We start from the raw sequence: 26,327 nt of genomic DNA, 5'->3' as shown, positions 1-26,327 counted from the left end.
AGCGCGCCGCCGCGATCATGAGCCTGATCGCCACCGCCAAGGCCAACGGCATCGAACCCCACGCCTGGCTTACCGACGTGCTCACCCGTCTGCCCACCACCAAAGACCGCGACCTCCACACGCTGCTACCGCTGGCATAGCCGCCTGCCGCGCGGCAAGGTGTGGTGGGCGGACGCTTACGATGATGCGTGAGTTCCCGAGCATGAGTAGGTCACGAGACGGTGCGTGCTAAAGGTGGTACAGAGGGCGCCGTCCCGTCCTGCTCGCGAAGAGCACCTAGGTTCGAATGAAGATATGGATGGAGTGCCGATGATCCGACCTTTGGAGGCGCGGTTCGAATTGAAGCCCTGGCTACGGGCGCCTGGCAATCGATTGGCGCCCGCGTTGGCCCTGTAGGTTTCCGGCGGCCATATAACAGCGCAATAAGCAGCCCTGATGCGTACTAGGGATTGTGCCCCGATGAAAACAGTCCACGTTTGCCTCGTAATACAAACCCATTGCCACGGGTTACTCCGCCCACCGGGGAGTTGCCGAATGACAAGACTCCACGCGAAGGCGAATATGTGAAACTGGTTCCCGTATGGTGGAGCCTGGAGGATGTGCACGTGACGCGAAAAGTGTCGCCCTGGGGATATTTCAGTCTCTTACAGGACAGCCCATTGTATTCCCATTGTTTCATCGCCACAGATTTTGGAATCACGATATCTAACGGTCCGGACAGGCAATAGAAGGTATCGTTTCCGCAATCCTCATAGAAAGAACCAAAGTTTCCAAACGAAGCATCAAAGCGCACATCGCGCTTGTCCTGGACCCCGACGTAATGGGTGATCCGGTTGACAACAATGGCCCTGTTGTCACCCGCACTTATTGCATCATAAATGTAGCCGTTACACTTTTCTGTGCTATGTGCAAGAGGTGCGAAGAAAACGATCAAAAGGGCTGCGATCGTTGCGCAACGCATACTTAGCTTCATGGCCTGGTTATCTTTCCCGTAGAGCATATTGTGTTCTTATGGCATTCGCTGCTTCTTCCCATGCGTCAGCTACATTCCGACCACTACCTTTGCTAATTACGAAAAGCTGACCTTGCCGGTGACGATCAATGATACATAAGCGATACATGACGAAAGGTTTCACTTCGAACCGTCGCTAAGCTTTCCCTTTTTGCTTCTCCATGGTAGAAGATACGATCGCTCAATGTGCATGTCGTCTAAGGCAAAACGAAGTTCACCCTGCTCTTTGATCAATCGTCCACATGCCAGGACATCTTGCCGATAATACCTAATATTGCTCATGTCTTTCTTGTACTTCGCCCCTTCCATGGCTCGCAGTTTTTCAAACAGATCACTGGTCACATTGAATGGGGGGCGGTTTGAAAAGCCGTGTCTTTGACTGTAGACAGTGGACTCCTCATCGGCGGTGGTTAGAACTGTGAAGTTCGACTTCTCAGCGAGCCAGATGCGCGTGTACTCCTTCGCATCGGTGGTCAGGACTGCATGTGTCTGAATCCGTTTGTTGAGAAACCGGTTCTGGTTCATGAGCAACCGATCGAGAGAAACAAACTTCGCTCCGTCACAAAAGCACGCTGCATCGGCCTGCGCTGAAACGAGACACCAAAGTACGCCAAAAATCCATCGGGTTTTCATGGACATTTACTACCGGGGCAGTAACTGACGGTTGAAGTCTTAGCTTCCTTATACACCTGTTGCATGTTCAATCCGCCACTTGTGGTCCAAGTTCCCCACAAGGGGTCACTCTGGCCCATCCCTTCCCATATTGCTGTTTCAGCACGTACCCCACGAACCTCGTGCCAGAACTCGTTCACCGGATCACGGGGTTTGTCGCCAGCCAGCATGTCATCCATCACATGTTGAATTTCATGCCTTCCAGTGGCTGCGAAGTTCGCTTCGCCCTGTTGAGTTTTTGGCTGCGCGTTGAGCTGCGCCAGATTTAGCGTGAGGGTTGGTGTCTGACCTTCTGGAGCAGATCCCCAACCGAGAGCGGTCGACTTTGGCTGGTTAACGGTAACGACGTGTATGGCGCCCCCATCGTTCGCGGTTCCTAAAGCCTTGATACCTGCCGCCAGAGACTTGTACGCAGGGCTTTCGCTCTTGTAGTGTTGCTGAGCTCTCTGGAAATCGCTCCGAAGCCGCATTCCCGCATCGCAGGAAGCCTTGTTATTACATTCAAACATGCCGGTAGGATCAATTTTGTTAGTGGGATTGTTACCTACGTATGTGTAACGATTGAAGCTAAAAATGTTCCCTGGAATTGGGCCCGCTGGATCCGCACTCGCAAAACGTCCTATCTCCGGCGCGTAGTAGCGCGCCTGCATATACAAGAGCCCGGTCTCCGGGTCGTTCACATGCCCGGTATACCCCACGCCGTCCGGCCCGGCTCCGACGGCAGGCACACCGTACGGCGTGTACTCGAATTGCGCCGTGATGTTGCCGCTGGTGTCCGTCTCGATCAGCGGCGTGCCCTGCGGGTCGGTATAGACGTAGGTGACGGTTGAGGCGTGGGCCAGCGTCGTCAGCAGCGACAGCAAAACGATCGTTGCGAGCAGTATTGAATGCTTGGTCATGTGGAATCTCCTAGTCGCCGGACTGAAGGGAGACGGAGCCATAAGGGCTCCAGGCCGAACAACCGACGCCGTTGCACGCCTGTACGCGGGACTTCACTGTGCCGGTGGCGAAAATGATCATGCTGATCGATCGGTTGGCGCCTGCAGAAAGAACGTCGCCCACGCTCGCTCTGGGTTCTGTCTCCTCGACGTTGTAGGTGCTGGCGCCGCTCACGGCCGCCCAGCTCACCGTGACCGTCGGTTTGTAGTTTGGCCCCTTTGCACTGACATGTGGTGCCGGGAGAGTGGTCTCGTCCAGAACAAGGGCATTCGTCGTGGTTGCGCCGGAGGGATCAGGTTCCTTTACTCATCTTGAAAAATGAACCTGACCTCTGTTTCTCAGACATCGATAATGCCTCAGACCCCTTTGTCCCATTCCCTTGTCGGCATTTTGGTCGAGTTCTTGAACTGCGAACACCTTTTAAAATAAAGGAGCCATTAAATCTATCAAATGTGGCTTTCGACGGATATCCAATTAGAATAAGGCCGGACTGCTCTCCATCAGAATAGATCTTCCTAACAAATTCCTTCACGTCTTTGTTTTCATATTCCTCATCATTTATCACCAACCCGAGAGAGCCAAGTTCACTGCATCCTTTGCCTATTAAATATCTCCCATGCATCGTTATCCTCATATCAGTATGTAGCTCAATCAGACTTCCATCGAATGCATCTATGTTTCTGAGCACATCACAAATCGACGTCGTGGGGATTTTGTCTACTGCAAGACAACGAGAAGCAAATAGCGATAAGAGAATTAATACAATAACTGCGAAGCCTCTGCTAGGGACATCCATACGCGTCACAATTGGCGTTCTCTTCGGCATTCCATTTCCGGAATCCATCGCGGGCGAAGGTTGGCCAGGAAGGATCCCAGACACGGTACGGCGAGAGAGTTCCGTATGCTTGATTGATGTAAGACTGACTGATATATGCATTGTATTCCGTTTGAAAGCGCTCAGGTCCTGGTGATGGGTCTCGCCGCCTCGCGAGCGTGTCAACAACGTGTTGGCCTTCATGCGTGAAGGTTGCGGCGTACTCCACCTTTCCATCGTTAAAGTCTCCGAAATATCGTTTCATAGACGAAAAGTCGAACTTTACCTCGACACTATCCTTTCCGGTAGCCGCAGTCTGCGCAGTTGAGCCGGCGCTATCGATCACTCCAAAAACTATCGAAATGTTATTTCCGTCATTCTCAGTTCCGTACTTCTTCAATATGGCATTGAGGGCTTTTGTTTGTGGCGAGCGGCTCGCGTAACTCCGAGCGGCTTTACCTATTTCTTTCAGCGTTTTCCTAACAATTTCGCATTCATTTGCATTTCTTTTTGTATCACATGCATACATTCCAGTTGGGTCGCTGCGATTTATTGGATTGCCACTAGCGTAAGTGTATCGATTGAAACTGAAGATATTTCCCGGTACCGGCCCCACCGGATCCACACTCGCAAACCTCGCCACATCCGGTGCGTAATACCGCGCCTGCATATACACGAACCCCGTGTCCGGATCGTTCACATGCCCCGTATATCCCGGCCCGTTCGGCGCCGCCCCCATGCTGGGCACGGGCTTTCCGTACGGCGTGTAGTCGAACTGCGCCGTGATGTTCCCATTGGCGTCGGCTTCCGCCAGCGGCGTGCCCTGCGGATCGGTATACACATAGGTCACGGTGCCTGCCTGGGCCACGATGACCAATAGCCACAAGACCAGCGTCGTCAACAAGCGCGTGCGATGGTTCATTGGACAGCTCCCTGCACCGTGCCCGATTCGGCCGGCCGACTCATTAGGCCCAGCTCGGAGTGGAGTGTGACCGAGCCATAGCCGCTCCAGCCTGAGCAGCCGGTGGCATTGCAAGCCTTTACGCGGAACTTCACTGTTCCGGTCGCGAAAATGAGCGCGCTTGCGGACGTGTTGGGCCCACTGTAGAAAGTGTCACCCACGCTACTCCCTGGCTCGGTCTCTTCGACGACATAGCTGGTCGCCCCGGCCACCGCGCCCCAACTCACCGTAACGACCGGTTTGTTCGTCGGGCCTGACGCACGGACGCTGGGTGTGGCTGGCGCGGCCGGGATCACGCCCACAGCGATGGTTTTGGTAGCACTCCATTGGCCACAGCCGTTGCCGTTGCATGCCGTCACACGATAGCCATAGCTGGCGCTGGTCTTGCCGCTGATTGCCATGCTGCGTGCCGTGCTGTTCAGCACGCTGGTCCACCCGCCGCCATTGACTTGCTCCTGCAGCGTGTACCGCGTCGCCGTGCTGACGCTCGTCCAGCTGACGGTGTAGCTGCCAGTGCTGCTGTTCGCCGGCACGCTGAGCGTCGCTATCCCTGTCGGTGCGGAACCACCGTGACCAGTGCTGGCGCTCCACGCCGAACAGCCGGCTGCGCTGCAGGCACGTACTTTGAAACTTACCGCGCCCTCGTCCAGGACAAGAATGCTGGCGGAGGTGGCAGGTCCGTTGTAGAACGTTTTGACCCCGCTGGAATTCCGCTTGTCGGTAAGTGAACCTGAACCGTTCCTGGCCTCTTTTGCTAGCTATTGCTCTGCTCTCCGACTCAGTTACATTCGGTTGGCGCAACAAACTGTCCGCGACATCGAATTCTATTCGCAGCCTTGAATAGTTGCTGCTTGTTTTCGCCAATCAATACGTTGTAAAAAATCAAACTCTGGTACACATAGTCATTGGCGCCGCGCGCTGGCCAGCGAAAATCCAACTTGCAACCCTCATCTCCAACACTGAATATAACCGAGCGAACCGTGTTCCCGTCCTTATCTATCACAGTCGCCCGCCTTATAAGCGCCACATTGTAACCGCCCGTAACCGAGCACTCCTTATTCTCGATAATACGAAGTGGACCCATCTCCATACCTTCTCGCGACCGGAGGCTCCAAATTCTTGAGCTACCCGAATCCTTTAAATTAATGGACAGGTCAAACGCAGCAATACACCACGACGGTGTAGATATCACACAACTGATTGGCGGCGCATCGGGGGGATTTGGTTGGCCATTCCCGGATCCATCGTATATAGCAGCGAAGAAAACGGACATCATAGCTTCAAGAATCATGGACAGAAACTCCCGCCATCGGAAACCGGAGACGTGCATGGGATGATTGTATTCTCAGGCGACTTAATGCCGTTATAAATCTCATCGATAGTCTGTTGATTGGGATTATTGTCTCCCGAAGTCTTCATTAAGCTAGGCGGACCGGGGACATCCTTTTCCAACGTCTTGCCGCCTGCGTCAATTCCATCTTTGTATTGATCGCCGGCCCGGAGTACATGCGCCAGCTCGTGGCCGGCGGTTGAAATTCCGGCCGCATTTATGGCTAGCGTAATTTTTCGCCCACCGATCATATCTGTATGCGATCTTTTATTGCCATCGGTACTAGTGTCATCCAAATTCGCATCACTAGAGATGGTCACAACATCTTCATCCGTGCTGTCGCCAGGTACAAATAAGACTGTCGTTGATTTACCGGTGGATGTTGTACCGTCAAATCTCTTGCCTTCGTTGCTTATTTCCGCATCGGAAAATGTTTTGCTGGTATTTATGAATTTTTGTACGATAATAACATTGCCGTTTGACGATAAATATGCAGTTGCCTCACCAGTCGGATCCGTGAAGCGCAGGGGATTGTTATTGGCGTACGCGTACCGATTGAAGTTGTAAGGATTACCCGGACTTGGCCTCGCCGGATCGACACCCAAAAACCTCCCCATCACCGGATCGTAATACCGCGCCTGCATATACACGAACCCTGTATCCGGGTCGTTCACATGCCCCGTATAACCCGGCCCGTTCGGCGCCGCTCCTATGCTTACCACAGGCCTTCCGTACGGCGTGTACTCGAACTGCGCCGTGATGTTGCCGCTGGTGTCCGTCTCGATCAGCGGCGTGCCCTGCGGGTCGGTATAGACATAGGTCACGGTGCGGGCGTGGGTGGTGATGGCCAGCAGTAGCCATGAGACCAGTATCGTCAACGAGCGCGTGCGATGGTTCATTGGATAGCTCCCTGCACTGTGCCGGATTCGGCTGGCTGGCTCATCAGCCCAAGCTCGGAGTGGAGTGTGACCGAGCCATAGCCGCTCCAGCCCGAGCACCCGGTGGCATTGCAGGCCTTGACCCGGAACTTCACCGTTCCGGTCGCAAAAATGAGCGAGCTGGCAGAGGTGTTGGGCCCACTGTAGAAGGTGTCACCCACGCTACTCCCTGGCTCGGTCTCTTCGACGACATAGCTGGTCGCCCCGGCCACCGCGCCCCAACTCACCGTAACGACCGGCTTGTTGGTCGGTCCTGACGCACGGACGCTAGGTGTGGCTGGCGCGGCCGGGATCACCCCAACGGCGATGGTCTTGGCGGCACTCCACTGGCCACAGCCGTTGGCGTTGCATGCCACTACACGATAACCATAGTTGGCAGTGGGCTTGCCGCTGAATGCCATGCTACGGGCCGTGCTGTTCTGCACGCTGGTCCAGCTACCGCCGTTGACTTGCTCCTGCAGCGTGTAGCGCGTTGCCGTACTGACAGCTGTCCAACTGACGGTGTAGCTGCCGGTGTTGCTGGTTGTGGGCACGCTGAGCGTCGATATTCCCGTCGGTGCCGAGCCGCCGTGACCGGTGCTGGCACTCCATGCCGAGCAGCCGGCTGCACTGCATGCACGCACTTTGAAGCTCACCGCACCCTCGTCCAGAACAAGAATGCTGGCGGAAGTGGCCGGTCCGTTGTAGAACGTGTTGACTCCACTGGAATCAGTTTCCGCTGCCTCGTAGCGCGTCGCCCACTGCATGGCGCTCCACGTTAACGCGAAGACTGGTTTCCACTCCGGTCCACTGACCGACACATGCGGAGCAGGAGGCGCGGCGGGGATCAGGCCGACGACGACCGTCCTGATGGCACTCCATTGGCCACAGCCGTTTGCATTGCACGCCATCGCCCGATAACCGTAGCTGGCGTTGGCCTTGCCGCTGAATGCCATGCTGCGGGCTGTGCTGTTTTGTATGCTTGTCCAGCTGCCGCCGTTGACTTGCTCCTGCAGCGTGTACCGCGTCGCCGTGCTGACGCTCGTCCAACTGACGGTGTAGCCGCCCGTGCTGCTGTTGGCGGGTGCGCTGAGCGTCGGTACACCGGTCGGTGCCGAACCACCGTGCGCGGTGCTGGCACTCCAGGCCGAACAGCCGGCTGCACTGCAGGCACGTACCCTGAAACTCACCGCGCCCTCATCGAGGACAAGGATGCTGGCGGAAGTTGCCGGTCCGTTGTAGAAGGCGTTGGCCCCGTTGGAGTCGGTTTCTTCCGCTTCATAGCGCGTAGCCCATTGCATCGCACTCCAGGTCAGAGTGAAGACTGGCTTCCACTCGGGCCCGCTGATGGTGATGTGGGGAGCGGGCGGCGCGGCGGGAATCCGGGTCACCTCGACGACTTTGATTGCGCTCGAGGGCCCTGACCCACCTGCATTGCTCGCGCGTACGCGATAGCCGTAACTGCCATTAGGCTTGTCGGTGAATGTTGCGCTGGTGGCACTGGTGTTCTGCTGCGTGATCCAACTGCCGCCGTTGCTTTGCTCTTCCAGAACATAGGAGGCCGCTTCGGCAACCTCGGTCCAGCTCACGGTATAGGCTCCCGTACTGTTTGTCGCGGGTGCGGAGACATTGGGCGCTGCCTTGGGCGGCAAGGTCACCACGACCGGCGTACTGGTGGAATAGTCGCTACAACCGATGACGTTGCACCCCTTGACCCGGTAGGTATAGGTGCCATTCACGGTTTGATGCATGACCTTGCTCAGGTCCGAGCCCGAATAAATGGACGTCCAGGCTGCACCGTTGAGGCTTTGCTCCAGCACATAGTTGGCCGCGTTTGCGGAGTCGCTCCAGCTCACGGTGTAGCTGCCGCTGCTGTTGCCGGGCACGCTGATCGAAGCGGGTGCATCGGGAACGACCAGACGCAGGCTCTTCCGGGCAATCATCTTGTTGCCCAGATAAATGAAGTCGGTCGCCTTGCTGGTGGCCGGCTCATACTGGTACATCAGTTGGCCGGCGTGGTTGTAGAAGTAATAGGTGGAGTCACCCCCAACCGGGATTTTCACCACACGTCGACCCGACGCGTCGTACGCGTAGTCGTCGTAACCTTGGATACGAGTCAGCTGGTTCTTCTGGTCGAACGTCAGGGCGACCGCATTTTTTTCGATGACGTTGCCGCGGTTGTCATAGCGAAAGCTGTCGACCGTACTGGAGCCGTTCGTGATGCTGACCAATTTGTTACTTGGGTCGTAGTTGTAGGTGTACGTCTGACCACCGCTCGTGCGGCTGCGCAAATTGTTGAGTGCGTCGTAGGTATACGCTTCGCTCCCCCACAGGCTGGTCGCCTTGGCCGTGCTGAGTCGGTTCAGGTCGTCGTAGGTGAACGCCTTGGTACGCAAGCCTTCGCCCAAGCCACATGCCAAGTTCGGGTTGGTCAAGTCACACACGTTGGTGATGTTGCCGTTGGCGTCGTACTGCAAATCTTCGCTGAGGTGGACCGTGGCCCCCGTGCCATAGCTGAAATTTTTCAACAGCTGACGTTGGTTTTGTTCAACTGCGTAGGCAACCCCGTTGCCATAGATGAATCCCGACACCTGGCCGTTGGGGAAGTAGCCGATACCACTGGCATAGTTGCCTACTTGGGTGGGTCGTCCCAAGGCATCCGGCGCATAGCTCACGTTCTCCCCGTCTGGGTAATGGACCAGGCTGACGCTGCCATAGGCGTCGTGGGCATACCCGATACCCCAGACGTTCTGGCTGTTCACCTGCAGGCTTTCGCCGGTCAACATGCCTCGGCGGTTGTACGCAGCGGACCACGTACTTATGCCGGAAATTACGTGGTCCGGCTGGCCCAGCGGGGTGTAGTGGTACTGCGTGCTTTGCGTGAACGCCGGTGCCAGGATTTTCTGCACACGATTCATGGGGTCATACTTGCGCGTGATCGCGTCGGCCGATTGGGCCAGCTCCGGATGACAATCGCCATCGTCGGCCAATGTCGACTCGGCGACGCTCCACGCCAGATTATTAGCGTCGTCGTAACCCATGAATTGATTACCGCTTTCCGGCTCGCTCGTGCGGCACAGGCGGTGATGAGAATCATAGGTCAGCGTTTTGGTCTCGGGGTTGGTCCCGGGCCCGAACTGGACGATCGACAACGGGTTACCGTAGACGTCGCGGACGATGGTCTGGGTGATTGCGGCTGGCGCCACCACTTTGACGACAGCATCGTAGGCAGGCTGGTCGAACACCTGGTAACTGGTGGTGGTGACCTTGCCCCTTGGATCGGTCTGTTGCCGACGCGCGCCCGACAAATAGGCCGTGGTACTGGTCAGTACGCCTAGCTCGGAATCCTGCTGCGTCCGTGTCATACGACCCAGCGCATCGTAGGTGGAGGTGCTGCCCAGAATGGCTGCGGCTGCCGGCGCCGTCGTAAAACTCAGCAGCCGCGCGTCCGGGTACGAAGCAAAAGTCTGCTGTCCCTTGGCGTCGTAGTTGGTCAACGTGGTGGTATTCGAGCCACTGGCGCCATCTACATACCGATCACTCAACACCGGCCGCAGCATCGCATCGAAATACGTGACCACCTTTGCGCTGCCGGTCGAAACGATGCGACGCCAGTGATTGGCTGGCAGGCCACGCTCGGCACCCGTGATGAGGTTGTAGGTGAACGTCTTGGGCAGCCACGCCACCTCATCGCCAGCGGGATAGGTGATTCGGGTGATTCTGCCGACACCATCGTAGCTGTAGGTGGTGGTGTTGCCAGCCTGATCCTTGATCGCGCCGATCTGGCCGAAATCGTCGACGGTCAGCGACTGGCTGGTGCCATCGGGGTAGCTGATCGTCTGCGGAATGCCGCGCTTGTAGTTGCCCAGGCTCGTGGTGTGGGAGTTGCCGTCGGTGAAGCTTGCCAGCTGACCTTGCGCGTTGAACGTATAGCTCATCAACCGCTGGCCAAAGCGAGACCGCGATTGCAGAACAGGATTGGACGGGGCGGCGCTGTAGACGTTCTCGCTCTCCACTTCGCCCGTGGCGAGGTTGGTGACTGTGGTCGGCAGGCCCAAGACCCAATGTGCCGGATCGTTGAGGTAGCCGGTTTGCTCCTCCATAGCGCTCTGTCCGGCGATCGAATTGAAGCGTTTCGTGCGGGTCACCTGGCCGTAGGCGTTGAACGCCTCCGCCTGCCAGGTATAGGTATCGCCGTCCTGGCTGATCATGCGCGCCGTCTGCGGTGCTGAAACCTCGACCTGTGCGCGGTTCATGCGGGACTGCAACACGCCGCCATAACGCGATGGCCACGGCCACGGCCAGGCTTCTGTAACCGGAGGGATCGTTGCGTAGCTGTTGTCCTCGGACCGAAGCAGCGTCGTGCCCACGCCACCGCTGTAGAAATCGGTGGAAAGCAGCTGCCCTTCCGTAGCATCGAAGCGATTGCTGAACGTGTAGCGGGTCGCTTGGCCCAGGGGGTTCACGACATCGGTCCAGATGGTGGATACGCAGCTGGTGGCGCAGTCCTGCAACCAGCTTTCGTTGGCTGGCGAATAGTTGTAGTGCCACGTTTCCGCCGGTACCCCCGCACCGCTGAAAGTTTTCTGCAGCAACGTCAGCTGGTAATAGAAACGGGGGATCGCCGCCGTACTTCCGGGCGTGTCATAGCCGGTGCCGTGGCACGACCGCGGTACGTACGACCGGCCGTGGATCATGCCTTTCACCTGGAAAGTGCCCACCAGGCCCGAGGGATGCGTGATGCTGCCGGTCCACGTCTGCGTCGACAACCGGGCTGGCGTGGAACAGGTGCCACCGGCCGGATCCATGTCAGACGCGAGGAAGTCAGCCATGTCGAAGGACCACGACGTGTTGTCGGGTAGAGTGACCTTGTTCAGTACGTGGTAGACGTCCGTACCATATTGGTAAGACCACACGCGAGACGCGCCTGACGACTGCAAGGTAGCCGTGCTGATGCGCGACGTCCCAGGCACATACGAAAGAGTCAGCAAGCGACCATCGCTGGCTTTGATCTGGGAAAGGTTCGCTCCATCGTAGGAGTAGGTCAGGGTGTTGCCGAAACGGTCCTCGACCTTCGTGACCAGCATTGAAGCTTCCCGACGCCGTAGGAAATCCTCTCCCGGCGGCAGCATCTGCACACTGACCGATTGCAGGCTCAGGGGGCCCGAGCCTGCGGCCCGCGTCATGTTCGGCGCCCAGCGGTAGACGAGATGGTTGAAGGTGTACTTCGTGCCATCCGGCGCAATGGCCAGGAAGCCTTCGCCGCCATCGGTTTCGTTGTCGGTCAGCACCCCGCAGCCAATCATCCAGTTCTGCTTGGTGACGATGGGGAACGTCTTCCCGCTCATGTTCGGCGACAGCGTGTTTTCGCTCGCGCGCGAGAGCAAATCCTGACTGCCACTGCCGGGAATCAGGAGTTGATAGCCAGTCCACCAGGTCGCTGGCTCCCAATCCACGCTACCCGTCTGGTGAACGGTGGGAGGTGCTCCAAACAGGCTGCAACGCGCACTGCTGCTCGCCCGCGAGGTGATCCACCCGGATACGTTGCCCTGGTAGGCGGTTATCGTGGTGATGCGCGGAATCTCGATTTCCCAATCGGAGAAAGCGCCATCGATGGATTCGGATTCTTTTCCTTCCCGCAAATGGTACGAACGGGAGAGCTGCAGCGTTGGGCCGTCGCCGGGCAGGCTGATATCCGTCTGTTCGAACGACAGGCTGCCGTTGTAGAGGCTCACGTTTTCGCCGAATGGCGTGGCGCCCAATGGCTGAACTTCTTCGTTGACGCGGATGAGCTTCTTGTACTCGTCTTCTGGTGTCACGGCCGCTTGCGCGTGCAGCGTGTTCGACACGGATGCTGCCATGCATGCGAGCAGGCACAGACGGGCCAAGCGTCCTTCTGGCTTGAACATTTCCCTATTCCCCTAGCGGCTCGCCGCGTTGCGCGGTGAGTTCGCCCATGGAACTCCGGGGATCATGGTTAGTCAAGTGCCGGATGGCCCGGGAGCCGCTGATTTGGAGGCCACGCCTGCGGCGCGCGGATCTGTACCCGAGCGCCACCGGGGATCGAACGTTTTGGCAGGAGGGGCGGCAGTCAGCTTTGGCTCAGCGGCAATGCGATTTTCGCTTTACCGGAATGCGGTGCCGAGGATCTGGCAACCAGCAGAAAAGATCTCATTGAGCTTGCGCGTGTTCAAATGAGCATCACAACCTCATCCGTTTGTCGGGTGTCAAAAAGATAAGCAGGAGAATTTCCGTGACGCAGCAATCGCGGTTCATTGACGACAGGATGGCCGCGCTTCTGGAGACGGACGAGGACCTTCGCCGCATGGTGGCGGGTGACTGGATGCGGTATCGCGCGTCGCCTGCGCTGCAGACTTTGACGCGGGAGGCGAACGCCACGTGCGAGGCGATCAATCGCATCTACTACGACGATGCCGAGGAGGCGATGCGCCTTTTCCGCGGGCTCGTTCCCGGCGCAGGCGCGGGCATCGATTTCCGGCCGCCTATCCGGATCGACTATGGCGCGCGGCTGGTGATCGGCGACCGTACGTTCATCAATGCCGATTTCATGGTCATTGGCGGCGGTGCGGTCAGCATCGGCGCGGACTGCCTGATCGGGCCGCGCTGCGGCATCTACACGCCCAATCACGCGGAAGACATCGCGCGACGTCTCGATGGCTGGGAGCTGCCCAGGCCGGTCACCATTGGCAACAACGTGTGGATCGGCGGCTCGGTCACGATTACGCCCGGCGTGACGATCGGGGACAACAGCATCATCGGCGCGGGCTCCGTGGTCACGCGCGACGTCCCCGCTGGCGTCCTTGCTGCGGGGAACCCATGCCGCGTCATCCGGCCGATCGCTGAAGGTTGAAGAAGTGGGGCGTGCTACTTGGACGTGGTTGATCGTGTGTCGAGCACTACTGGATTGGCCACGTTCCCTTTCCCCCACGCCCGCACGATCAGCACAGCCAGCAACGGAATGCCGATCGCGTAGATGTATTGCGTCCGCGACACGCCGATGTTGAACGGGAACCAGATGCCCGGCACGCCGATCGGGTCGAGCAGTTCGCTGCCGAACAGGGCGGCCAATACCGTGGCCAGGGTGAGGAGTGCCAGCGTGCGCGGCGGGCCGCCGCGGACGATGCGCGCGATGATCACCACGAACAGCGCGATCGAACCCAGCCGGCTGATGCTCGTCCAGATCGGCAGGCTGGCCAGCGCGCCGACGATGCCGGCGATGCCCAGCGAGACGGCCAGCGCGTCGATGCTTCGCCATGCCGGCGGGCGCCAGCGGTTCCAGGCCAGCAGCCAGGCGGTCATCGTCGGTACCCACATCACCGAGGCCAGCCAGGTATAGGTGCGCAGATCCTGCAGGTCGGTCCATGACACGATCGCATTGTTGAGTCGCCGGGCTGCGGTGAGCGCCAGCGCAATGCTGGCGAATACGAGGAAGCCCTTGCGGCGGCTGCGTGCGCCAAACACAAGCGCCAAGCCGATGAGCGCCAGCATGGCGGCCGGTTCGACGGCATCGACGATGTAGCCGGCGATGGTCCGCTGCCATTGCACGCGGTGCAACGCTTCACCGGCGGGCCGTGGTGCCAGGATGGGCGCGGTGTGCATGCCACCGCCCTCCGCGCTGGGACCAGGGCGGGCCAGCATGTAGGTGCGCACGGCGAGCACGCCGGTGGTGCCTGCCGCGGTGGCGGGCAGGGCAAACCGCAGCGGCCGCGTGCCGACCAGGCGCGGGTCGGCGCCGAGCCGCCCGGAGCCGCCCAGCATCTGACCGTTCCAGTAGAGCGCATAGCCGTCGTCGACCAGGGTCGGCCCCAGGATGTCCCATGACGCGCTGGTGCCCGGCACCGTCACCGCGCGTCGGTACCAGGCGTAGCCGTGATAGCCGGGATGGCCGCGCGCGCTCCATCCGCCCACGTAGTCCGGCAAGCCCACGTCGCCATCGTGTTGGCCGGGTGCCGCCGTCATGTCCATCGTCTCCCAGCCGCTGTCATCCAGCTCGGCGGCCGCCCAGCGCGGATCGTCGCCGGTGTGGAATCGCCAGCTGCCGTCGAGCAGGGTGGAGGTGGCGCGCAGCGGTGCCGGGTCAGGACGGCCACCGATGGCGAGGACGGCAATCATGGCGGCCGCGGTCAGCAACGTCACGATGACGATGCCCGCGATCCATCGGCGTTGTGTCGCGTCGGCTGACGTTGCGGTGGAAGCGAACGAGGAAGACCTCATGTGGTGGCTTCTCTGCATGTCGATGCGATCAGCTGAAGGTTCAGGGCCGAGGAGGTGGCAGTGATGGCGAGCCAGCCGGGCGAGCCCCCTCCCGGGTCAAGCGCGGGCTTCATGCTACCGCGACGACGTTGCGGGCACCTTTTCCAGCAAAGCGGCATCACACAGGCATCGCAACCGGGCGGGGAAAGCACGATGAACATCCAGGTTCTGCTGTGGGTAGCCGTCACTCTGTTCGCCATCAGCGCGGCGGGCGGTTTGGTGATGGCTGGCGTCAGGACGTTTGGCGACCGCAATCCGCCGGCATGGCTGGCGATGCTGCATGGATTGCTGGCTGGCGCGGGGTTGACGCTGCTTTTGTTCGGGGCCTTTACCGTGGGCCTTCCCCGGCATGCCACGTGGGCAGTCATCCTGTTCTTGCTCGCTGCGGTCGGTGGCGTATTCCTGAATCTTGGCTACCAGGAAAAGCGCGAGCTGCTGCCCAAGCCGGTGATGTACCTGCATGCGTTGGTCGCCGTGGTGGGACTCATCCTGTTGATCGTGGCGGCGATCGGGTAAATCGCCCGGGCGGTTTCGCCGCCGGCGGAAAATGCGGGCGACATCGTTGATCCGTCGCCGCGCCCGCTATTTCGCCCGCGCCATGCAGCGATGCCAGCGCTGGTCCACGCGCCCGGCAAACCATGCGGTGGTGAGCTTGCGGGTGATCTTGGGGCTCTTCAGCGTGATGCCGGGTAGCTGCGCGCGCGGCAGCGGTTGGTGTTCGACAGCCTCGGCCAGCGCATACACGCGGGCGTAGAGTTTGCTGTCCGCAAAGTCGTGACTCTCGCCCTGTTCCAGGGCGCGATGGATGGCCCGATCACTCATGTCCAGCGGCGCGGACAAACTGCGCACGGCCCGTTCCGTGGCACCGGGGCGGTCACCGAAACCGGCATCCGGCGGTACCAGGTCGCCGTCGAGCACCAGCGGGATGCCGGAAGCGACGCTCACCGCATGCTGGAACGCGGCGTTGCGGCTGGCGTACCAGCCGGCGTTGAAGTCGGCGAAGCGATAGAGCGGCTGCGGGTAATTCACGGGGTAGCCGAGCAGGTGCGCGACGCCGAAATACACGCCACCGCGGCGGCTGAACACCTCGTCACGGATCGAGCCTTGCACCGGATACGGATAGTCCTGCGCATGCGCCTCGGCGAAGGCGATGCTCACCTGCATCGGACCGCCGGTATGCACCGGATTGAAGTCGCCGAACAGGCGCTTGCCCAGCGGCACCATGCCGATGAAATCCTGGAAGATCCCGCTCAATTGTTTCTCGGTGCGCGCCGCTGCCAGCCGTTCGCTGTAGCGCCGGCCATCGGGCGACTTCAGCCACAGCGCCGCGTCCACCAGGAAACCGGGCACGTGTTTCGCGGCGGCGCGGCGGTCGATCTCCCGTCGGGCGATCCTTGCCAGCCCCGGCACCACCGGGTCGACCTTGAAGCCCGATTCCTGCTCGGCCACCGCCAGCACCGCACACAGGTTTGCCGCGACCGGTTCGATGCCTTGCGCCGAGAAGGCCACCTGGATGTCGGTGGCCCAACCTTCGCGATCGGTCACGCCGGCGGGCATCAACCGCACGATCTGCGCGCGCACCTGTGCCGGGCTGCGCGGCGGCTGGGTTGGCTGGGAAGCGCAGCCCGCCAGCAACGCTGCGGCCAGCCATGCGGCTACGCGGCGACGCAAGGCGGCGCGGAATGAATGGTCGGGCGCTGCAGCGGGCATGTTCATGTCAGCCCGGTCATCCGCCGGAACACCGGGCAGGGGGATGTTCTGTACAGGGAGCGCGGTGAAGCAGCAAGTCGATGACTCGCGCTCACCGCACAAAAGTTCGGCCGCGGGTGGTGCCCGCCGCCGTGGTGTTTCTCTCGGGTGCCTGCCGAAACCGTGGCCGCGCTTGTCGCCATCACGATTCAACAAAACGCTGCAGCCGCGTCAGCGCCGCGCTCCACTGCGCGCTGATCGTGTCCAGCGCCTGGCGTGCCTCGTCCAGCCGGGCCGGCGTGAACTCCCACAACCGCTCGCGGCCCTGGCGCAGGTCCTGCACCAGGCCGGCGTCGGCAAGTACCTGCAAATGTTTGGTGACGGCCTGGCGGGTGATGCTGGTGCCCGCGGTGAGCTGGGCAATCGACAGCGCGCCGCCGGCACACAGCGCGACGACCAGCCGCAGCCGGGTGGCATCGCCCAGCGCGGCGAATACCGGCGCGCTGGCGGACAACGCGGCGGCCTTGCGCCGTGGGCGTTCAGTGCGCGGCGACATATTTCTCGATGTTGCCCATCTGCATGGTCCAGCCACCGGCGTTGGCGCGCAGCGCGGCGTCGCGTCGCGCGGCCGGCAACTGATCGAAGCCTGACTCGACCAGCCGCAACATGATGCCCTCGGCCACCGCTTCGAGTTCAAAGGTGACCAGGGTGGTCGGCTCCTTCTCGTAGTCCATGCCCGGCTCGATCGCGTACGGATGCCAGCGCCAGGCAAACACGCGCATCGGCTCGATGCGTTCGATGTACAGCGTGAATGGCGTGCCGGCATGCGGCGCCTGCAACTTCGCGACTTCGGCGTCGACCTGGGTGGGCTGGATCGTGCCGGTGATCGGCTGGCCGGCAACGAAGGGGCCGTCCAGCGCCATGCCGAACCATTCACCGAACGCGCGGGCATCGGTCAGTGCGTGCCACACCCGTTCGAGCGGTGCGCGCAGCAGGATGTGTTGTTCGATGCGATCGGTAGACGAGTCCATGGACGATCCTCGATGGCAACCGGGAGGTTGCATGATGCACGAGCCGTGTCCGACATGCAACCTTATGGTTGCTCAACTCCCGGCGTGGGTTCGACGAGTGAAAACAGCCCCTGACGCGCGGCAAGCAGCAGCGTGTGCGTGGTGTCGTTCCGGCGCATGGCGATGGTGGCGTACTGGCCCTTCTGATAACCGTAGCCGTTGCCTGCATCGTCGGCATCGAGCCACGCGCATCCGTGAATCGCACGATTCACCCGGCAAAAGCATCGGGCGGCGGGGTGGTCCCGCCGCCTTGGCGTGTGCGTTATCTTGCCGTGGGCGCCGGGGTATGAGACTCAGTGCGCCGGCTTGATCCAGCCGTGCATCGTCAGCCAGCGGCTGAAGTCGCCGAACCAGCCGGTGCTGGTCGTCTCCTTCTGGTACATGCCGAAGCCGTGGCCACCTTGCTCGTACAGGTGAAACTCGACCGGGCGCTTGGCGTCGCGCCAGCTCTGGATGAGACCGAAGCCGGCGTTGCCGAAGAACGGATCGTCAGCCGCGAGTGCCACGAACATGGGCGGCGCATCGGCCGGTACTTTCACCGCGGCCAGCGGGCCGTAGATGAGGCCGATGAAGGCGGGCTTGGCGCTCTCGACGTGCAGCTCGGTTGACAGCGTCAGCATGGCGCCGGCGGAGAAACCCACCATGCCGACCTTGTCGGGGTCGATGTGCCACTTGGCCGCATTCTTGCGCACCAGCTCGAAGGCGGCGCGCGCGTCCGCGAGCTGCGGCGCCAGGTCGGAGATGATGTCGCTGGCCTTCGGTTCCGGCCGCTTCGCGGTCGCCGAGAACATTTTCTTCATCGACTCCTCGAAGCCGGCCATGTCCTTGGGCGTCTGCTTGAGCCGGTACTTCAATACGAACGCGGCGACGCCCTGGGCGGCAAGCGCCTTGGCCACGTCCGAACCCTCGTTTTCCATCGACAGCGTACGGAAGCCGCCGCCGGGCGCGACGATGACGGCGGCACCACTGGCCTTGCCCGCATCGGGCAGGTATGGCGTGAGCGTGGCGACGATGACGTTGCGCGCGAAGGTGCTGCCGTACTGGCTGTGCCACGATTCGCTCGCCTTGGCATTCGGCAGCGCGCCCGTTCCCAGATCGATCGCGTTTGGCTGCGCGGGCGTGGGGATCGGCGTCATCTTGTCGTTCTGCGCCTGCGCCGGGGCGGCGAGGGCGAAGGCAAGCGCCAGGCCCACGGTCAGGCAGGCGTTACGGCTGGAACGGCGCACTTTCGTCATGCTTTCCACTTGCTTCACGCGGTCTCTCCTTCATGGTCGATGGTCCGTTTGATCTTACGTAAAAAAAATTGCGCCCGCGCGGTTGCGATCAATAATCAAGGCAGATTCGCGCATTTTTGTCGAATTGGCATATCTGTTTAGCCATCCATACAACGTCAGTTTGTTATCCCCCGCGCTGCCTTCCGGCTATCGCCGCCAGCAGCCACACGGCTAACCCGCCGAGTGCCAGCGCGCAGCCCACCCAACCGGTCGACCCCCAGCCAAGACCGGCGGCGATGGCCAGGCCGCCGAGCCATGGGCCGAGCGCATTGGCGATATTGAAGGCCACGTGGTTGAGCGAGGCGGCCAGGTTCTGGGCATCGCCGGCCACATCCATCAGCCGCATCTGGAGTACGGCGCCCAGCCCGCCGCCGACGCCGATCGCGAATACCGCCAGCCCGATTGACCACGGGCTGTAAATGCTCAAGGGGTAAAGCGCCAAAGCCGCGGCGCTCCACGTCAACAGCACGCCCGCGGCGAACATCACTCCATGGCGGGCCAGATACGGCGCCACGACATTGCCGCAGGCGATACCCGCGCCAAACACGGCCAGGATGATCGGCACGGCGTTGTCCGTCGCCTGAGTCGCTTCGCTGAGCGTGGAGGCCAGATAGGTGTAGACACAGAACAGCCCACCGAAGCCCACCGCGCCCATGCCCAGCGCCAACCACACTTGCGGTCGACGCAGCGCGCCGAGTTCGCGCCGCGCCGATGCGCTGGCCGCTGGCATCTGGGTGGGAACGACGCGCAGCAGCGACGTCATGGCCAGCAGCGTAAGCGCACCGATGGCACCGAACCCGGCTCGCCACCCCAACCACTGCGACAGCAGGCTGGCCAGCGGAACGCCCACCGTGGTGGCCAGCGCCAAACCCATCAACACGCGCCCCACCGCATGCGCGCGGCTGCTGCCCGGCACCATGTCGGCGGCAACCAGCACCGCGGTGCCGAGATACGCGCCGTGCGGGATGGCCGTGAGAAAACGCAACGCGACGAGGCTTCCCAGGCTGGGCGCAAACGCGCTGAGCATATTGCCCAGCGCAAACCAGCCCAGCAGCAGCGCCAGCAATCGGCGCCGCTCCAGACGCGCGCCAAACATCGCCAGCACCGGCGCACCGAGCACCACGCCGAGCGCGTAAGCACTGACCACATGGCCGCCGGCCGGTGCTTCGACCCCCAACTCGGCGGTAAACGCCGGCAGAAAGCTCATCGTCGCGAACTCGGCTGTGCCGATCGAGAAGCCGCCCAGTGCGAGTGCGGCGTGGGCCAGGCCGGACTTCTGGCCGGGACGTGCGCGGATTACGCCGTCCGTAATGTCTTGGTGCATGTCGACCTTCCCTGGCTTTGCCCGGCGCTCGGATCAATAGGCCACCGTGAAGCGCTCGCGGTGGTGCTGCGGGCGTTCGGCTTCGTCCAGCATCGCCACCGCGTAATCCTGCAGCGAGATCCGGCTTTCGCCCTCGGCATCGGTCAACAACTGGTCCTTGCCGGCCCGGTAATGGCCGGTGCGCTCGCCGGGCACGAGCATCGCGGCCGGGCTGAGGAAGACCCAGTCGAGCTTTTTCTCGTCGCGCAACTGGTCGAGAAACGCGGCCGTGCGCAGCGCACCTTGCTTCCACTCGGCCGGGAAGTCGGGCTGATCCACCACGCGCTGGCCCGAGGGCAGGTAGAGCGAGCCGGCGCCGCCCACCGCCAGCAAGCGGTCGACGCCGGCGCGCTTCACGCCGTCGATGATGGCCAGGGTGCCGTTGCCGTTGGCATCGACGCCGGGGTTGAACGCGCTGATGACCAGATCATGGCCGGCCGCCACCGCGGCCAGGGCGGCGGCATCCGTGGCATCGATTTGCGCCAGCGTCAGCGCGTCTCGCTGAGGCGGCAGCTTGCTGCCGTTCCTGACGATGGCGGTCACGTGGTGCCCGCGTGCCAGTGCCTCGGCCACGAGTTTGGAGCCGACATAACCGGTGGCGCCGATCAAGGCAATCTTCATGGGAAACCTCTTCAGAGGGATGAAACGGAAGGGATGGGCGGTTGCGGACCGGCGTACGCCGGGTCGCCGCTTCGCAAGACTTGTCGCCGCGCGACGGGCATAACTATTATTTCGATTAAGTAGTCAAGGGACTATTGGGCAATTACTTAATCTGAAATTAAGCAGCGCTAACAAATGAATGATTTGAAGTCTTATGCCGTGTTCGCCGAAGTCGTTGCATCGGGCTCCATGAGTGCGGCGGCCCGACGCCTCGGCCTGACCCCATCGGCGGTCAGCCAGATCATCAGCGGGCTCGAGCGCCAGGCGGGGGTCACCCTTCTGCGCCGTTCCACGCGTCGGCTTGCGCTGACCGAAGCCGGCGAGCGCTGCTACCCGCATTGTCTGCGTCTGCTCGAAGCCGGGGGCGCGGCTGCTGCCTCGCTGGAGCAGGCGCGCGATGCGCCAGGCGGCGAGTTGCGCATTGCCGCGCCGCTGGGCTTCGGCACGCATGTGGCGCCGGCGCTGGCGCCGGTGTTGGCGGAGTGGCCGCAGCTTCGACTGAGCCTGATTGTCGATGATGCTTTGATCGACCTGGTGGAATCGCGGATCGATATCGCCCTGCGCGTCGGTGAGCTGCCCGACTCCCGTTGGGTCGGACGCAAGCTGTGCGATCTGGAAACGCTGCTCTGCGCATCGCCAGCCTACCTGGAGCGTCACGGTATCCCGGAGTCAGCTGCCGATCTGGAACGCCATCACTGGCTGGCGCTCGCGCGCGATGTTGCGGCAAGCGCTGCGGCATCCTTGCCCACCTTTTCGCTGGAATTGACGGACGGAAGCGGCAGGCGCGAGCGGCTCACGCTGCCGGCGCGGATCACCACGAGCAACCAGATCGCGCTGCGCCAGATGTGCGAACAGGGCATGGGCATCGCCCACCTGTTTCATGCCGATGTACGGCCAGCGCTCGAACGGGGGTTGCTGATCAGGGTGCTGCCGAAAATGCGCCTGCCGTCCCACGTATTGACCCTCCTGACGGCCGGGCGCGGTGCCGGTCCGGCCAAGGTGCGCGTCGCGGTGGCGGCCTTGAAATCCTATTTCTCCTCGCGGCCGCCGGCGTCATCGTAAGGACGTCCGTGCCTTCCTCACTGCGGATCGGTTGGATTGGGGTTCTCCATCGAGACATACAACCAGGCGAGAACTCCCCATGCATGTCGCCGCAAGCATGAGGCAGGGATGGGAAGCCCGGTCGCGATGCGCTATACCTACGTGGGGGGCACGATCGGCACGGTACATGTGGGCGGTACATCCGACGCTGTCGGCAGGATGTTGGCTGCCGGAGGTGGTGGCCGTCGTCCCCGCTTCGCAATGGCTGCCACCAACGCAAGGGAGAGAACGCATGACGATGACCAGACGCGAGATGCTGGGCGTAATGGCGGCAGGTGCAGTGGCGAGTGTGCTGCCGCGTTTCGCCTGGGCGGCCGGGAGTTATCCGTGGCCGTTGGGCGTGCAGCTCTGGTCGGTAAAGGACGAACTGGATCAGGATTTCGGCGGAACGTTGGCGCAACTCGCGAAACTCGGCTATCGCGAAGTCGAGACGGCGGGGCTGCATGGCCGCACGCCGCAGGCGTTTCGCGAGGCGATCGTGCAGGCCGGGCTGAAGCCGGTGAGCGCGCATTTTTCGATGGGCGACTTGTTCGCCGATGCCGCCGGGCGCATCGCCGACGCGCGGGCGATGGGCGTGCAGTGGATCGTCGCTTCGTCTCCGCGGCCGGACAAGCCGCTCAAAGAGGGCGACTGGATCCCGGCAATCCGCGATGCCATGACGCTCGACGCCTGGAAGAAGAACGCCGCCGAGCTCAACCGGGTCGGCGCGCTGGCGAAGGCGGCGGGGCTGAAGCTCGGCTATCACAACCATCCGATCGAATTTGCCGACTACGACGGCCAGCGCGGCTACGACGTGATCCTGAAGCACACCGACCCGGCGCTGGTGAAGCTGGAGCTGGATGTCGCCTGGGCGGTCGCCGGTGGCGTCGATCCGATCGCGCTGTTGAAAAAGCATGCCGACCGGATCCGACTGCTGCACATCAAGGGCCTCAAGGCGCGACCCGCGCCCGGCACCTATGGCAGCGATTTCGCGAGCGGCGTGATCGGCACCGGCGACGTGCTCGACTGGCCGCCGATCTTCGCCGCGGCGCGCAAGGCCGGCGTGGTGCATGCGTTCGTCGAACAGGAGCCGCCGCATGTCCAGCCGATCATGCAATCGCTGGCGGCGTGCCGCGACTATCTGCAATCGCTGTGATCGAAATCCCCATCGCGGTAGCGCCATGAGGGGAGGAGGTTCGTGTTCGCCGCGTGGCGGGGGACGGATCGACCGGCCGGGCCTTGGCGCAAGACGGACACAACGATGACGGGTGCATCGCATTTGGCCGTCTGTTCGGCGGCGGGGAGTCCACCGCGGGAGGCGAACATTCAGCGCGCTGCCATTACCGTGCCGCCCTGGGCCGAGAGGCTGCGGCTTGCTGCGGGGAGAACATGACGACGGGTCAGGCGTTGCCGGCTTCGTTGCCGCAGTCGCTGCCGCAGTTCATTCCGGCGGGGGCCAGCGTGGTGCTGTTCTCGTTCCTGCTCGCCGTCATCCACGTGGTGCTTGGCCTGCTGTGGTTCGGCGTGCTGATCGCGGCGACCGTTCCGATGGCGCGGCTCCTGCGCCGCCTGCGCGTCATCCGGGTGATGGACCGCATAACCGGCGTGGTCTTCATCGGCTTTGCGGCGAAGCTCGCCCTCTCAAGGTAGGCCGCCGTCCCAACGGTGACCGCGACCGCCGACCGGCCGACATGCCACAAAAGGGAGAGCCGCCATCGCTGGCGGCTCCCTCGTGGGCCCGTAGGTCGTCACACGACCCGGCTCTGCCGGATCACTTCCTTGTACCAGGCGGCGCTGAGTTTCGGGGTACGCTTTTGCGTGGCGAAATCGACGTAGTGCAGGCCGAAGCGCTTGCCGTAGCCGTCCGCCCATTCAAAGTTGTCCAGCAGGCTCCACAGGAAATAGCCCTTCAGCGGATAGCCTTCGGCGACGGCGCGCTGGAACTGGCCCACGTAGTTGCGCAGGTACATGATGCGGTCGGCGTCGTCGATGTGGCCGTCGGTGACCGGGTCGTCGGCGGATGCGCCGTTCTCGGTGATGTAGATCGCCTTGGGCTTCCACAGCTCGCTGGTCATCCGCACGCCCCAGTAGGCGACTTCCGGGCCGACGACGAGCCAGGGCGAGGCCATGCGCGGCGACGACGCAATGTGCGGGATGTACTTGTAGCCGGCGGGGCCGTCGTCGGCGCGCACCCATTCGGGCGCGTAGATGTTGAGCCCCACGAAGTCGAGCGGGCTGCTGATGATCTTCATGTCGCCGGGCTCGACCTTTGGCGCGGCGGCGCCTTCCTGCTTCAGGTATTCGTCGATGTAGCGACCCTCCATGATCGCCGTCATGAACATCGCGTTGTTCTCGCGCGTGGCCTTTTTCGCGGCGGCGACATGCTCGGGCGTGTCGAACGCGGGCAGGAAGAACACGGTGTTGTCCGCCAGCCCCACCTGGGTGCCGGGCTTGGCGTGCGCGCGGATCGCCTGGACGGCCAAACCGTGGCCGAGGATGCCGTTATGGCGCACCTGGTTGACCTCGGCCTGGGGCAGCTTCAGACCCGGCGCCTTGATGCCGGAGCCGTAACCCTGGTCGGTGAAGCAGCGCAGCTCGTTCACCGTCATGAAGTGGTGCACGCGGTCGGACAACTGACTGGCGACGTAGCCTGAATAATCGGCCAGCGCGTAGGCCGTGTCGCGGTTCTGCCAGCCGCCGGGCAGGGCGGCGGGGAGATCCCAGTGGAACATGGTGACGTGCGGCTCGATGCCCGCCGCCAGCAGCGCGTCGATCACCTTGTTGTAGTGATCCACGCCCTTCTGGTTGGGCTTGCCGCGGCCCTCGGGGAAGATGCGCGACCAGGCGATCGACATGCGATAACTGCGCACGCCCAGGTCCTTCAGCAGCGCGATGTCCTCGGGATAACGGTGGTAGCTGTCGCAGGCGACGTCGCCGTTGTCGTTGTTGGCGACCAGGCCCGGGGTGTGCGAGAAGATGTCCCAGTTGGTCTTGCCGCGCCCGTCCTCGTCGACCGCGCCCTCGATCTGGTACGCCGCGGTGGCGCAGCCCCAGCGGAAGTCCTTTGGGAATAGCGGCGCCCGTGAGTGCGTCTGTGGCTTGCCTGATGGCGACGCCGGTTCGTTGCCAGTGCCGCTTGCGGATGTCGCCGCACCCATCGCCAGCACGGGCGTGGCGGCCACACTCGTTCCTACCACCAGTCCGGTTCGCAGAAAATCACGACGCTTCATCACGGTTTCTCCTGGGTGTCTGCACGGGTAACTTTCTGCCGACGCTGGCAAGACGCCTTTGTGGCATCGACCCGGCGTCTAGGCAAGTTTTTTGTGCACACCCGCCTGCCGCCGCGAAGTGCACAGGCGGCCACGGCGCGTTGCGGTGGCGTGGATCGGGGCCTTCCCGGGATGGGCGCGCAGACGGCGCGCCGCTCGCCGTGGAGGTCGCGCCGAACAGGCGACCCCCACGGGTTTGCTTGCCTGGATGCCCTATTGAGCAGCGACGACGACGATGTCCATTTGCCCGGTGACACCGGAGTTGTCGTTCTTGATGCGGGTGATGCCCGCCGCCGTTGCGACGAAGGTGGGCGTGTAACTGTTGGGGGCACTCACGACCGTCTTGTCGAACCCGTACAACCGGTATGCGGTGCTGGGTTTGGAGGTGCCGTCGCTGTAATGCACCGTGGCAGAGAGGGTGAACGTGTCGCCTACCGTGATGACCTTCCTGCTGGCGGTGAGCGACTGCCCCACCGCCGTCACCTTGGCGGGTTCCACGGGCGTCGCGGCAACCACGGTGATGGTGATGACGCCGGTAGTGCCGGAGTTGTCGTTCCTGATCTGCGTGGTGCCTACCGCATTGGCGACGAAGCGGGGTGTGTAGCTGTTGGTGGCGCTCAGGACCTTGCTGTCGAATCCGTACAAGCGATAGCCGGTGACCGGCTTGGTCATGCCAACGAGATAGTGCAGCGTGCCGGACACGGTAAAAGTATCGCCCACCTTGATCACCGCCTGGCTTGCGGTCAGGCTCTGCGAGACTTCCGCCTGGCTTTCCGATGGCGGCGATACCACCGGCGGCGGCACGTCGGCGGGAGGCACCGTTTCGCTCGGCGGCGGCACGTTCGTCACCGGGCCAGACGTAACGGGGTCATACGCCGCCGAACGTGGCAGCAGGGCGAAGTTGGGGAAGTTGTTGTATGCGCTTGCTCCGGAGGGTTTGACGCTACGGGAGTCGAACAGCTCCCAGGCAGCCTGGGCATGGGGCAAACCGCTGTCGGCAGCG

Annotated in this window: 22 protein-coding genes; 6 read left to right on the top strand and 16 right to left on the bottom strand. The window is 62.1% G+C overall.

From position 1 onward, the window contains the following. Positions 1 to 140: transposase domain-containing protein (locus tag ABD017_RS16695; RefSeq protein ID WP_343883866.1), on the top strand; the 140-nt coding region annotated here is incomplete at its 5' end. 992 nt (positions 141 to 1,132) lie between these two features. Here the strand turns inward: ABD017_RS16695 and ABD017_RS16690 are convergent. The 6 genes from ABD017_RS16690 to ABD017_RS16665 form a co-directional block, all read right to left on the bottom strand. Beyond that, positions 1,133 to 1,645, bottom strand: coding sequence for a hypothetical protein (locus tag ABD017_RS16690; protein WP_343883951.1), 513 nt, complete (start codon positions 1,643 to 1,645; stop codon positions 1,133 to 1,135). Continuing rightward, complete coding sequence (locus ABD017_RS16685; RefSeq protein WP_343883950.1) at positions 1,642 to 2,583, bottom strand: RHS repeat-associated core domain-containing protein; 942 nt, start codon at positions 2,581 to 2,583, stop codon at positions 1,642 to 1,644. The genes ABD017_RS16690 and ABD017_RS16685 overlap by 4 nt, the downstream gene beginning before the upstream one ends. An 822-nt stretch (positions 2,584 to 3,405) precedes the next feature. After that, on the bottom strand, positions 3,406 to 4,359 hold the full coding sequence (locus ABD017_RS16680) for an RHS repeat-associated core domain-containing protein (RefSeq protein WP_343883949.1): 954 nt from the start codon (positions 4,357 to 4,359) through the stop codon (positions 3,406 to 3,408). Beyond that, on the bottom strand, positions 4,356 to 4,931 hold the full coding sequence (locus ABD017_RS16675) for a hypothetical protein (RefSeq protein ID WP_343883948.1): 576 nt from the start codon (positions 4,929 to 4,931) through the stop codon (positions 4,356 to 4,358). Before ABD017_RS16675 ends, ABD017_RS16680 begins: the two co-directional genes overlap by 4 nt. A gap of 754 nt (positions 4,932 to 5,685) precedes the next feature. Beyond that, entirely contained in the window at positions 5,686 to 6,627 is a 942-nt protein-coding gene (locus ABD017_RS16670) for an RHS repeat-associated core domain-containing protein (protein WP_343883947.1), read from the bottom strand. Further along, entirely contained in the window at positions 6,624 to 12,554 is a 5,931-nt protein-coding gene (locus ABD017_RS16665; RefSeq protein WP_343883946.1) for a hypothetical protein, read from the bottom strand. The genes ABD017_RS16670 and ABD017_RS16665 overlap by 4 nt, the downstream gene beginning before the upstream one ends. Positions 12,555 to 12,898: 344 nt before the next feature. Between ABD017_RS16665 and ABD017_RS16660 the strand changes: the two genes are divergently transcribed. Further along, on the top strand, positions 12,899 to 13,516 hold the full coding sequence (locus ABD017_RS16660) for a sugar O-acetyltransferase (RefSeq protein WP_343883945.1): 618 nt from the start codon (positions 12,899 to 12,901) through the stop codon (positions 13,514 to 13,516). A gap of 14 nt (positions 13,517 to 13,530) precedes the next feature. Here the strand turns inward: ABD017_RS16660 and ABD017_RS16655 are convergent, their stop codons facing one another. Continuing rightward, a complete protein-coding gene (locus ABD017_RS16655) occupies positions 13,531 to 14,880 on the bottom strand; it encodes a glycoside hydrolase family 2 (protein WP_343883944.1) in 1,350 nt (449 codons plus the stop codon). A 63-nt stretch (positions 14,881 to 14,943) separates the two neighbouring features. Between ABD017_RS16655 and ABD017_RS16650 the strand changes: the two genes are divergently transcribed. Next, positions 14,944 to 15,435, top strand: coding sequence for a hypothetical protein (locus ABD017_RS16650; protein WP_343883943.1), 492 nt, complete (start codon positions 14,944 to 14,946; stop codon positions 15,433 to 15,435). A 66-nt stretch (positions 15,436 to 15,501) separates the two neighbouring features. Here ABD017_RS16650 and ABD017_RS16645 read toward each other — a convergent pair whose 3' ends face one another. The 7 genes from ABD017_RS16645 to ABD017_RS16615 form a co-directional block, all read right to left on the bottom strand. Then, entirely contained in the window at positions 15,502 to 16,635 is a 1,134-nt protein-coding gene (locus ABD017_RS16645) for a DUF1615 domain-containing protein (RefSeq protein WP_343883942.1), read from the bottom strand. Between the two features lie 175 nt (positions 16,636 to 16,810). After that, positions 16,811 to 17,164, bottom strand: coding sequence for an ArsR/SmtB family transcription factor (locus ABD017_RS16640; RefSeq protein WP_343883941.1), 354 nt, complete (start codon positions 17,162 to 17,164; stop codon positions 16,811 to 16,813). Continuing rightward, a complete protein-coding gene (locus ABD017_RS16635; protein WP_343883940.1) occupies positions 17,148 to 17,639 on the bottom strand; it encodes an SRPBCC family protein in 492 nt (163 codons plus the stop codon). Before ABD017_RS16635 ends, ABD017_RS16640 begins: the two co-directional genes overlap by 17 nt. Before the next feature lie 62 nt (positions 17,640 to 17,701). Further along, positions 17,702 to 17,890 (bottom strand): DUF5110 domain-containing protein, encoded by a 189-nt coding sequence (locus ABD017_RS16630; RefSeq protein WP_343883939.1) that lies wholly within the window; start codon positions 17,888 to 17,890, stop codon positions 17,702 to 17,704. 81 nt (positions 17,891 to 17,971) lie between these two features. Next, positions 17,972 to 18,931 (bottom strand): alpha/beta hydrolase, encoded by a 960-nt coding sequence (locus tag ABD017_RS16625; protein ID WP_343883938.1) that lies wholly within the window; start codon positions 18,929 to 18,931, stop codon positions 17,972 to 17,974. Between the two features lie 145 nt (positions 18,932 to 19,076). Continuing rightward, the gene (locus ABD017_RS16620) at positions 19,077 to 20,276 is read right to left on the bottom strand and encodes an MFS transporter (protein WP_343883937.1); all 1,200 of its coding nucleotides are present in this window, start codon (positions 20,274 to 20,276) and stop codon (positions 19,077 to 19,079) included. 33 nt (positions 20,277 to 20,309) lie between these two features. After that, on the bottom strand, positions 20,310 to 20,936 hold the full coding sequence (locus tag ABD017_RS16615) for an NAD(P)-dependent oxidoreductase (RefSeq protein ID WP_343883936.1): 627 nt from the start codon (positions 20,934 to 20,936) through the stop codon (positions 20,310 to 20,312). A gap of 174 nt (positions 20,937 to 21,110) precedes the next feature. Here ABD017_RS16615 and ABD017_RS16610 point away from each other — a divergent pair, with 174 nt between their 5' ends. The 3 genes from ABD017_RS16610 to ABD017_RS16600 all read left to right on the top strand — a co-directional run bounded on the left by ABD017_RS16610 (position 21,111) and on the right by ABD017_RS16600 (position 23,705). Continuing rightward, positions 21,111 to 22,037, top strand: coding sequence for a LysR family transcriptional regulator (locus tag ABD017_RS16610; RefSeq protein WP_343883935.1), 927 nt, complete (start codon positions 21,111 to 21,113; stop codon positions 22,035 to 22,037). Positions 22,038 to 22,116: 79 nt separating this feature from the next. Continuing rightward, the gene (locus tag ABD017_RS16605; protein ID WP_343883933.1) at positions 22,117 to 23,211 is read left to right on the top strand and encodes a sugar phosphate isomerase/epimerase family protein; all 1,095 of its coding nucleotides are present in this window, start codon (positions 22,117 to 22,119) and stop codon (positions 23,209 to 23,211) included. Between the two features lie 233 nt (positions 23,212 to 23,444). Then, the gene (locus ABD017_RS16600) at positions 23,445 to 23,705 is read left to right on the top strand and encodes a LysE family transporter (RefSeq protein WP_343883931.1); all 261 of its coding nucleotides are present in this window, start codon (positions 23,445 to 23,447) and stop codon (positions 23,703 to 23,705) included. Between the two features lie 98 nt (positions 23,706 to 23,803). Here the strand turns inward: ABD017_RS16600 and ABD017_RS16595 are convergent, their stop codons facing one another. Continuing rightward, a complete protein-coding gene (locus ABD017_RS16595; RefSeq protein WP_343883930.1) occupies positions 23,804 to 25,237 on the bottom strand; it encodes a GH1 family beta-glucosidase in 1,434 nt (477 codons plus the stop codon). A gap of 300 nt (positions 25,238 to 25,537) precedes the next feature. Continuing rightward, positions 25,538 to 26,327 (bottom strand): hypothetical protein (locus tag ABD017_RS16590; RefSeq protein WP_343883929.1); only part of this gene is annotated, 790 nt, incomplete at its 5' end.

Origin of the sequence: Rhodanobacter caeni (assembly GCF_039523575.1) — a bacterium.
GTDB classification, from domain to species: Bacteria; Pseudomonadota; Gammaproteobacteria; order Xanthomonadales; family Rhodanobacteraceae; genus Rhodanobacter; species Rhodanobacter caeni.
This window is presented reverse-complemented; position numbering and strand designations above follow the sequence as displayed.

What these genes read in the sequence shown, in the direction of transcription:
- ABD017_RS16680 (WP_343883949.1), bottom strand. Translation starts at nt 4,359, where the DNA reads ATGAACCATCGCACGCGCTTGTTGACGACGCTGGTCTTGTGGCTATTG.
- ABD017_RS16645 (WP_343883942.1), bottom strand. Translation starts at nt 16,635, where the DNA reads ATGAACATGCCCGCTGCAGCGCCCGACCATTCATTCCGCGCCGCCTTG.
- ABD017_RS16650 (WP_343883943.1), top strand. Translation starts at nt 14,944, where the DNA reads ATGGCGAGCCAGCCGGGCGAGCCCCCTCCCGGGTCAAGCGCGGGCTTC.
- ABD017_RS16685 (WP_343883950.1), bottom strand. Translation starts at nt 2,583, where the DNA reads ATGACCAAGCATTCAATACTGCTCGCAACGATCGTTTTGCTGTCGCTG.
- ABD017_RS16635 (WP_343883940.1), bottom strand. Translation starts at nt 17,639, where the DNA reads ATGGACTCGTCTACCGATCGCATCGAACAACACATCCTGCTGCGCGCA.
- ABD017_RS16640 (WP_343883941.1), bottom strand. Translation starts at nt 17,164, where the DNA reads ATGTCGCCGCGCACTGAACGCCCACGGCGCAAGGCCGCCGCGTTGTCC.
- ABD017_RS16600 (WP_343883931.1), top strand. Translation starts at nt 23,445, where the DNA reads ATGACGACGGGTCAGGCGTTGCCGGCTTCGTTGCCGCAGTCGCTGCCG.
- ABD017_RS16670 (WP_343883947.1), bottom strand. Translation starts at nt 6,627, where the DNA reads ATGAACCATCGCACGCGCTCGTTGACGATACTGGTCTCATGGCTACTG.
- ABD017_RS16620 (WP_343883937.1), bottom strand. Translation starts at nt 20,276, where the DNA reads ATGCACCAAGACATTACGGACGGCGTAATCCGCGCACGTCCCGGCCAG.
- ABD017_RS16615 (WP_343883936.1), bottom strand. Translation starts at nt 20,936, where the DNA reads ATGAAGATTGCCTTGATCGGCGCCACCGGTTATGTCGGCTCCAAACTC.
- ABD017_RS16665 (WP_343883946.1), bottom strand. Translation starts at nt 12,554, where the DNA reads ATGTTCAAGCCAGAAGGACGCTTGGCCCGTCTGTGCCTGCTCGCATGC.
- ABD017_RS16655 (WP_343883944.1), bottom strand. Translation starts at nt 14,880, where the DNA reads ATGAGGTCTTCCTCGTTCGCTTCCACCGCAACGTCAGCCGACGCGACA.
- ABD017_RS16610 (WP_343883935.1), top strand. Translation starts at nt 21,111, where the DNA reads ATGAATGATTTGAAGTCTTATGCCGTGTTCGCCGAAGTCGTTGCATCG.
- ABD017_RS16605 (WP_343883933.1), top strand. Translation starts at nt 22,117, where the DNA reads ATGCATGTCGCCGCAAGCATGAGGCAGGGATGGGAAGCCCGGTCGCGA.
- ABD017_RS16690 (WP_343883951.1), bottom strand. Translation starts at nt 1,645, where the DNA reads ATGAAAACCCGATGGATTTTTGGCGTACTTTGGTGTCTCGTTTCAGCG.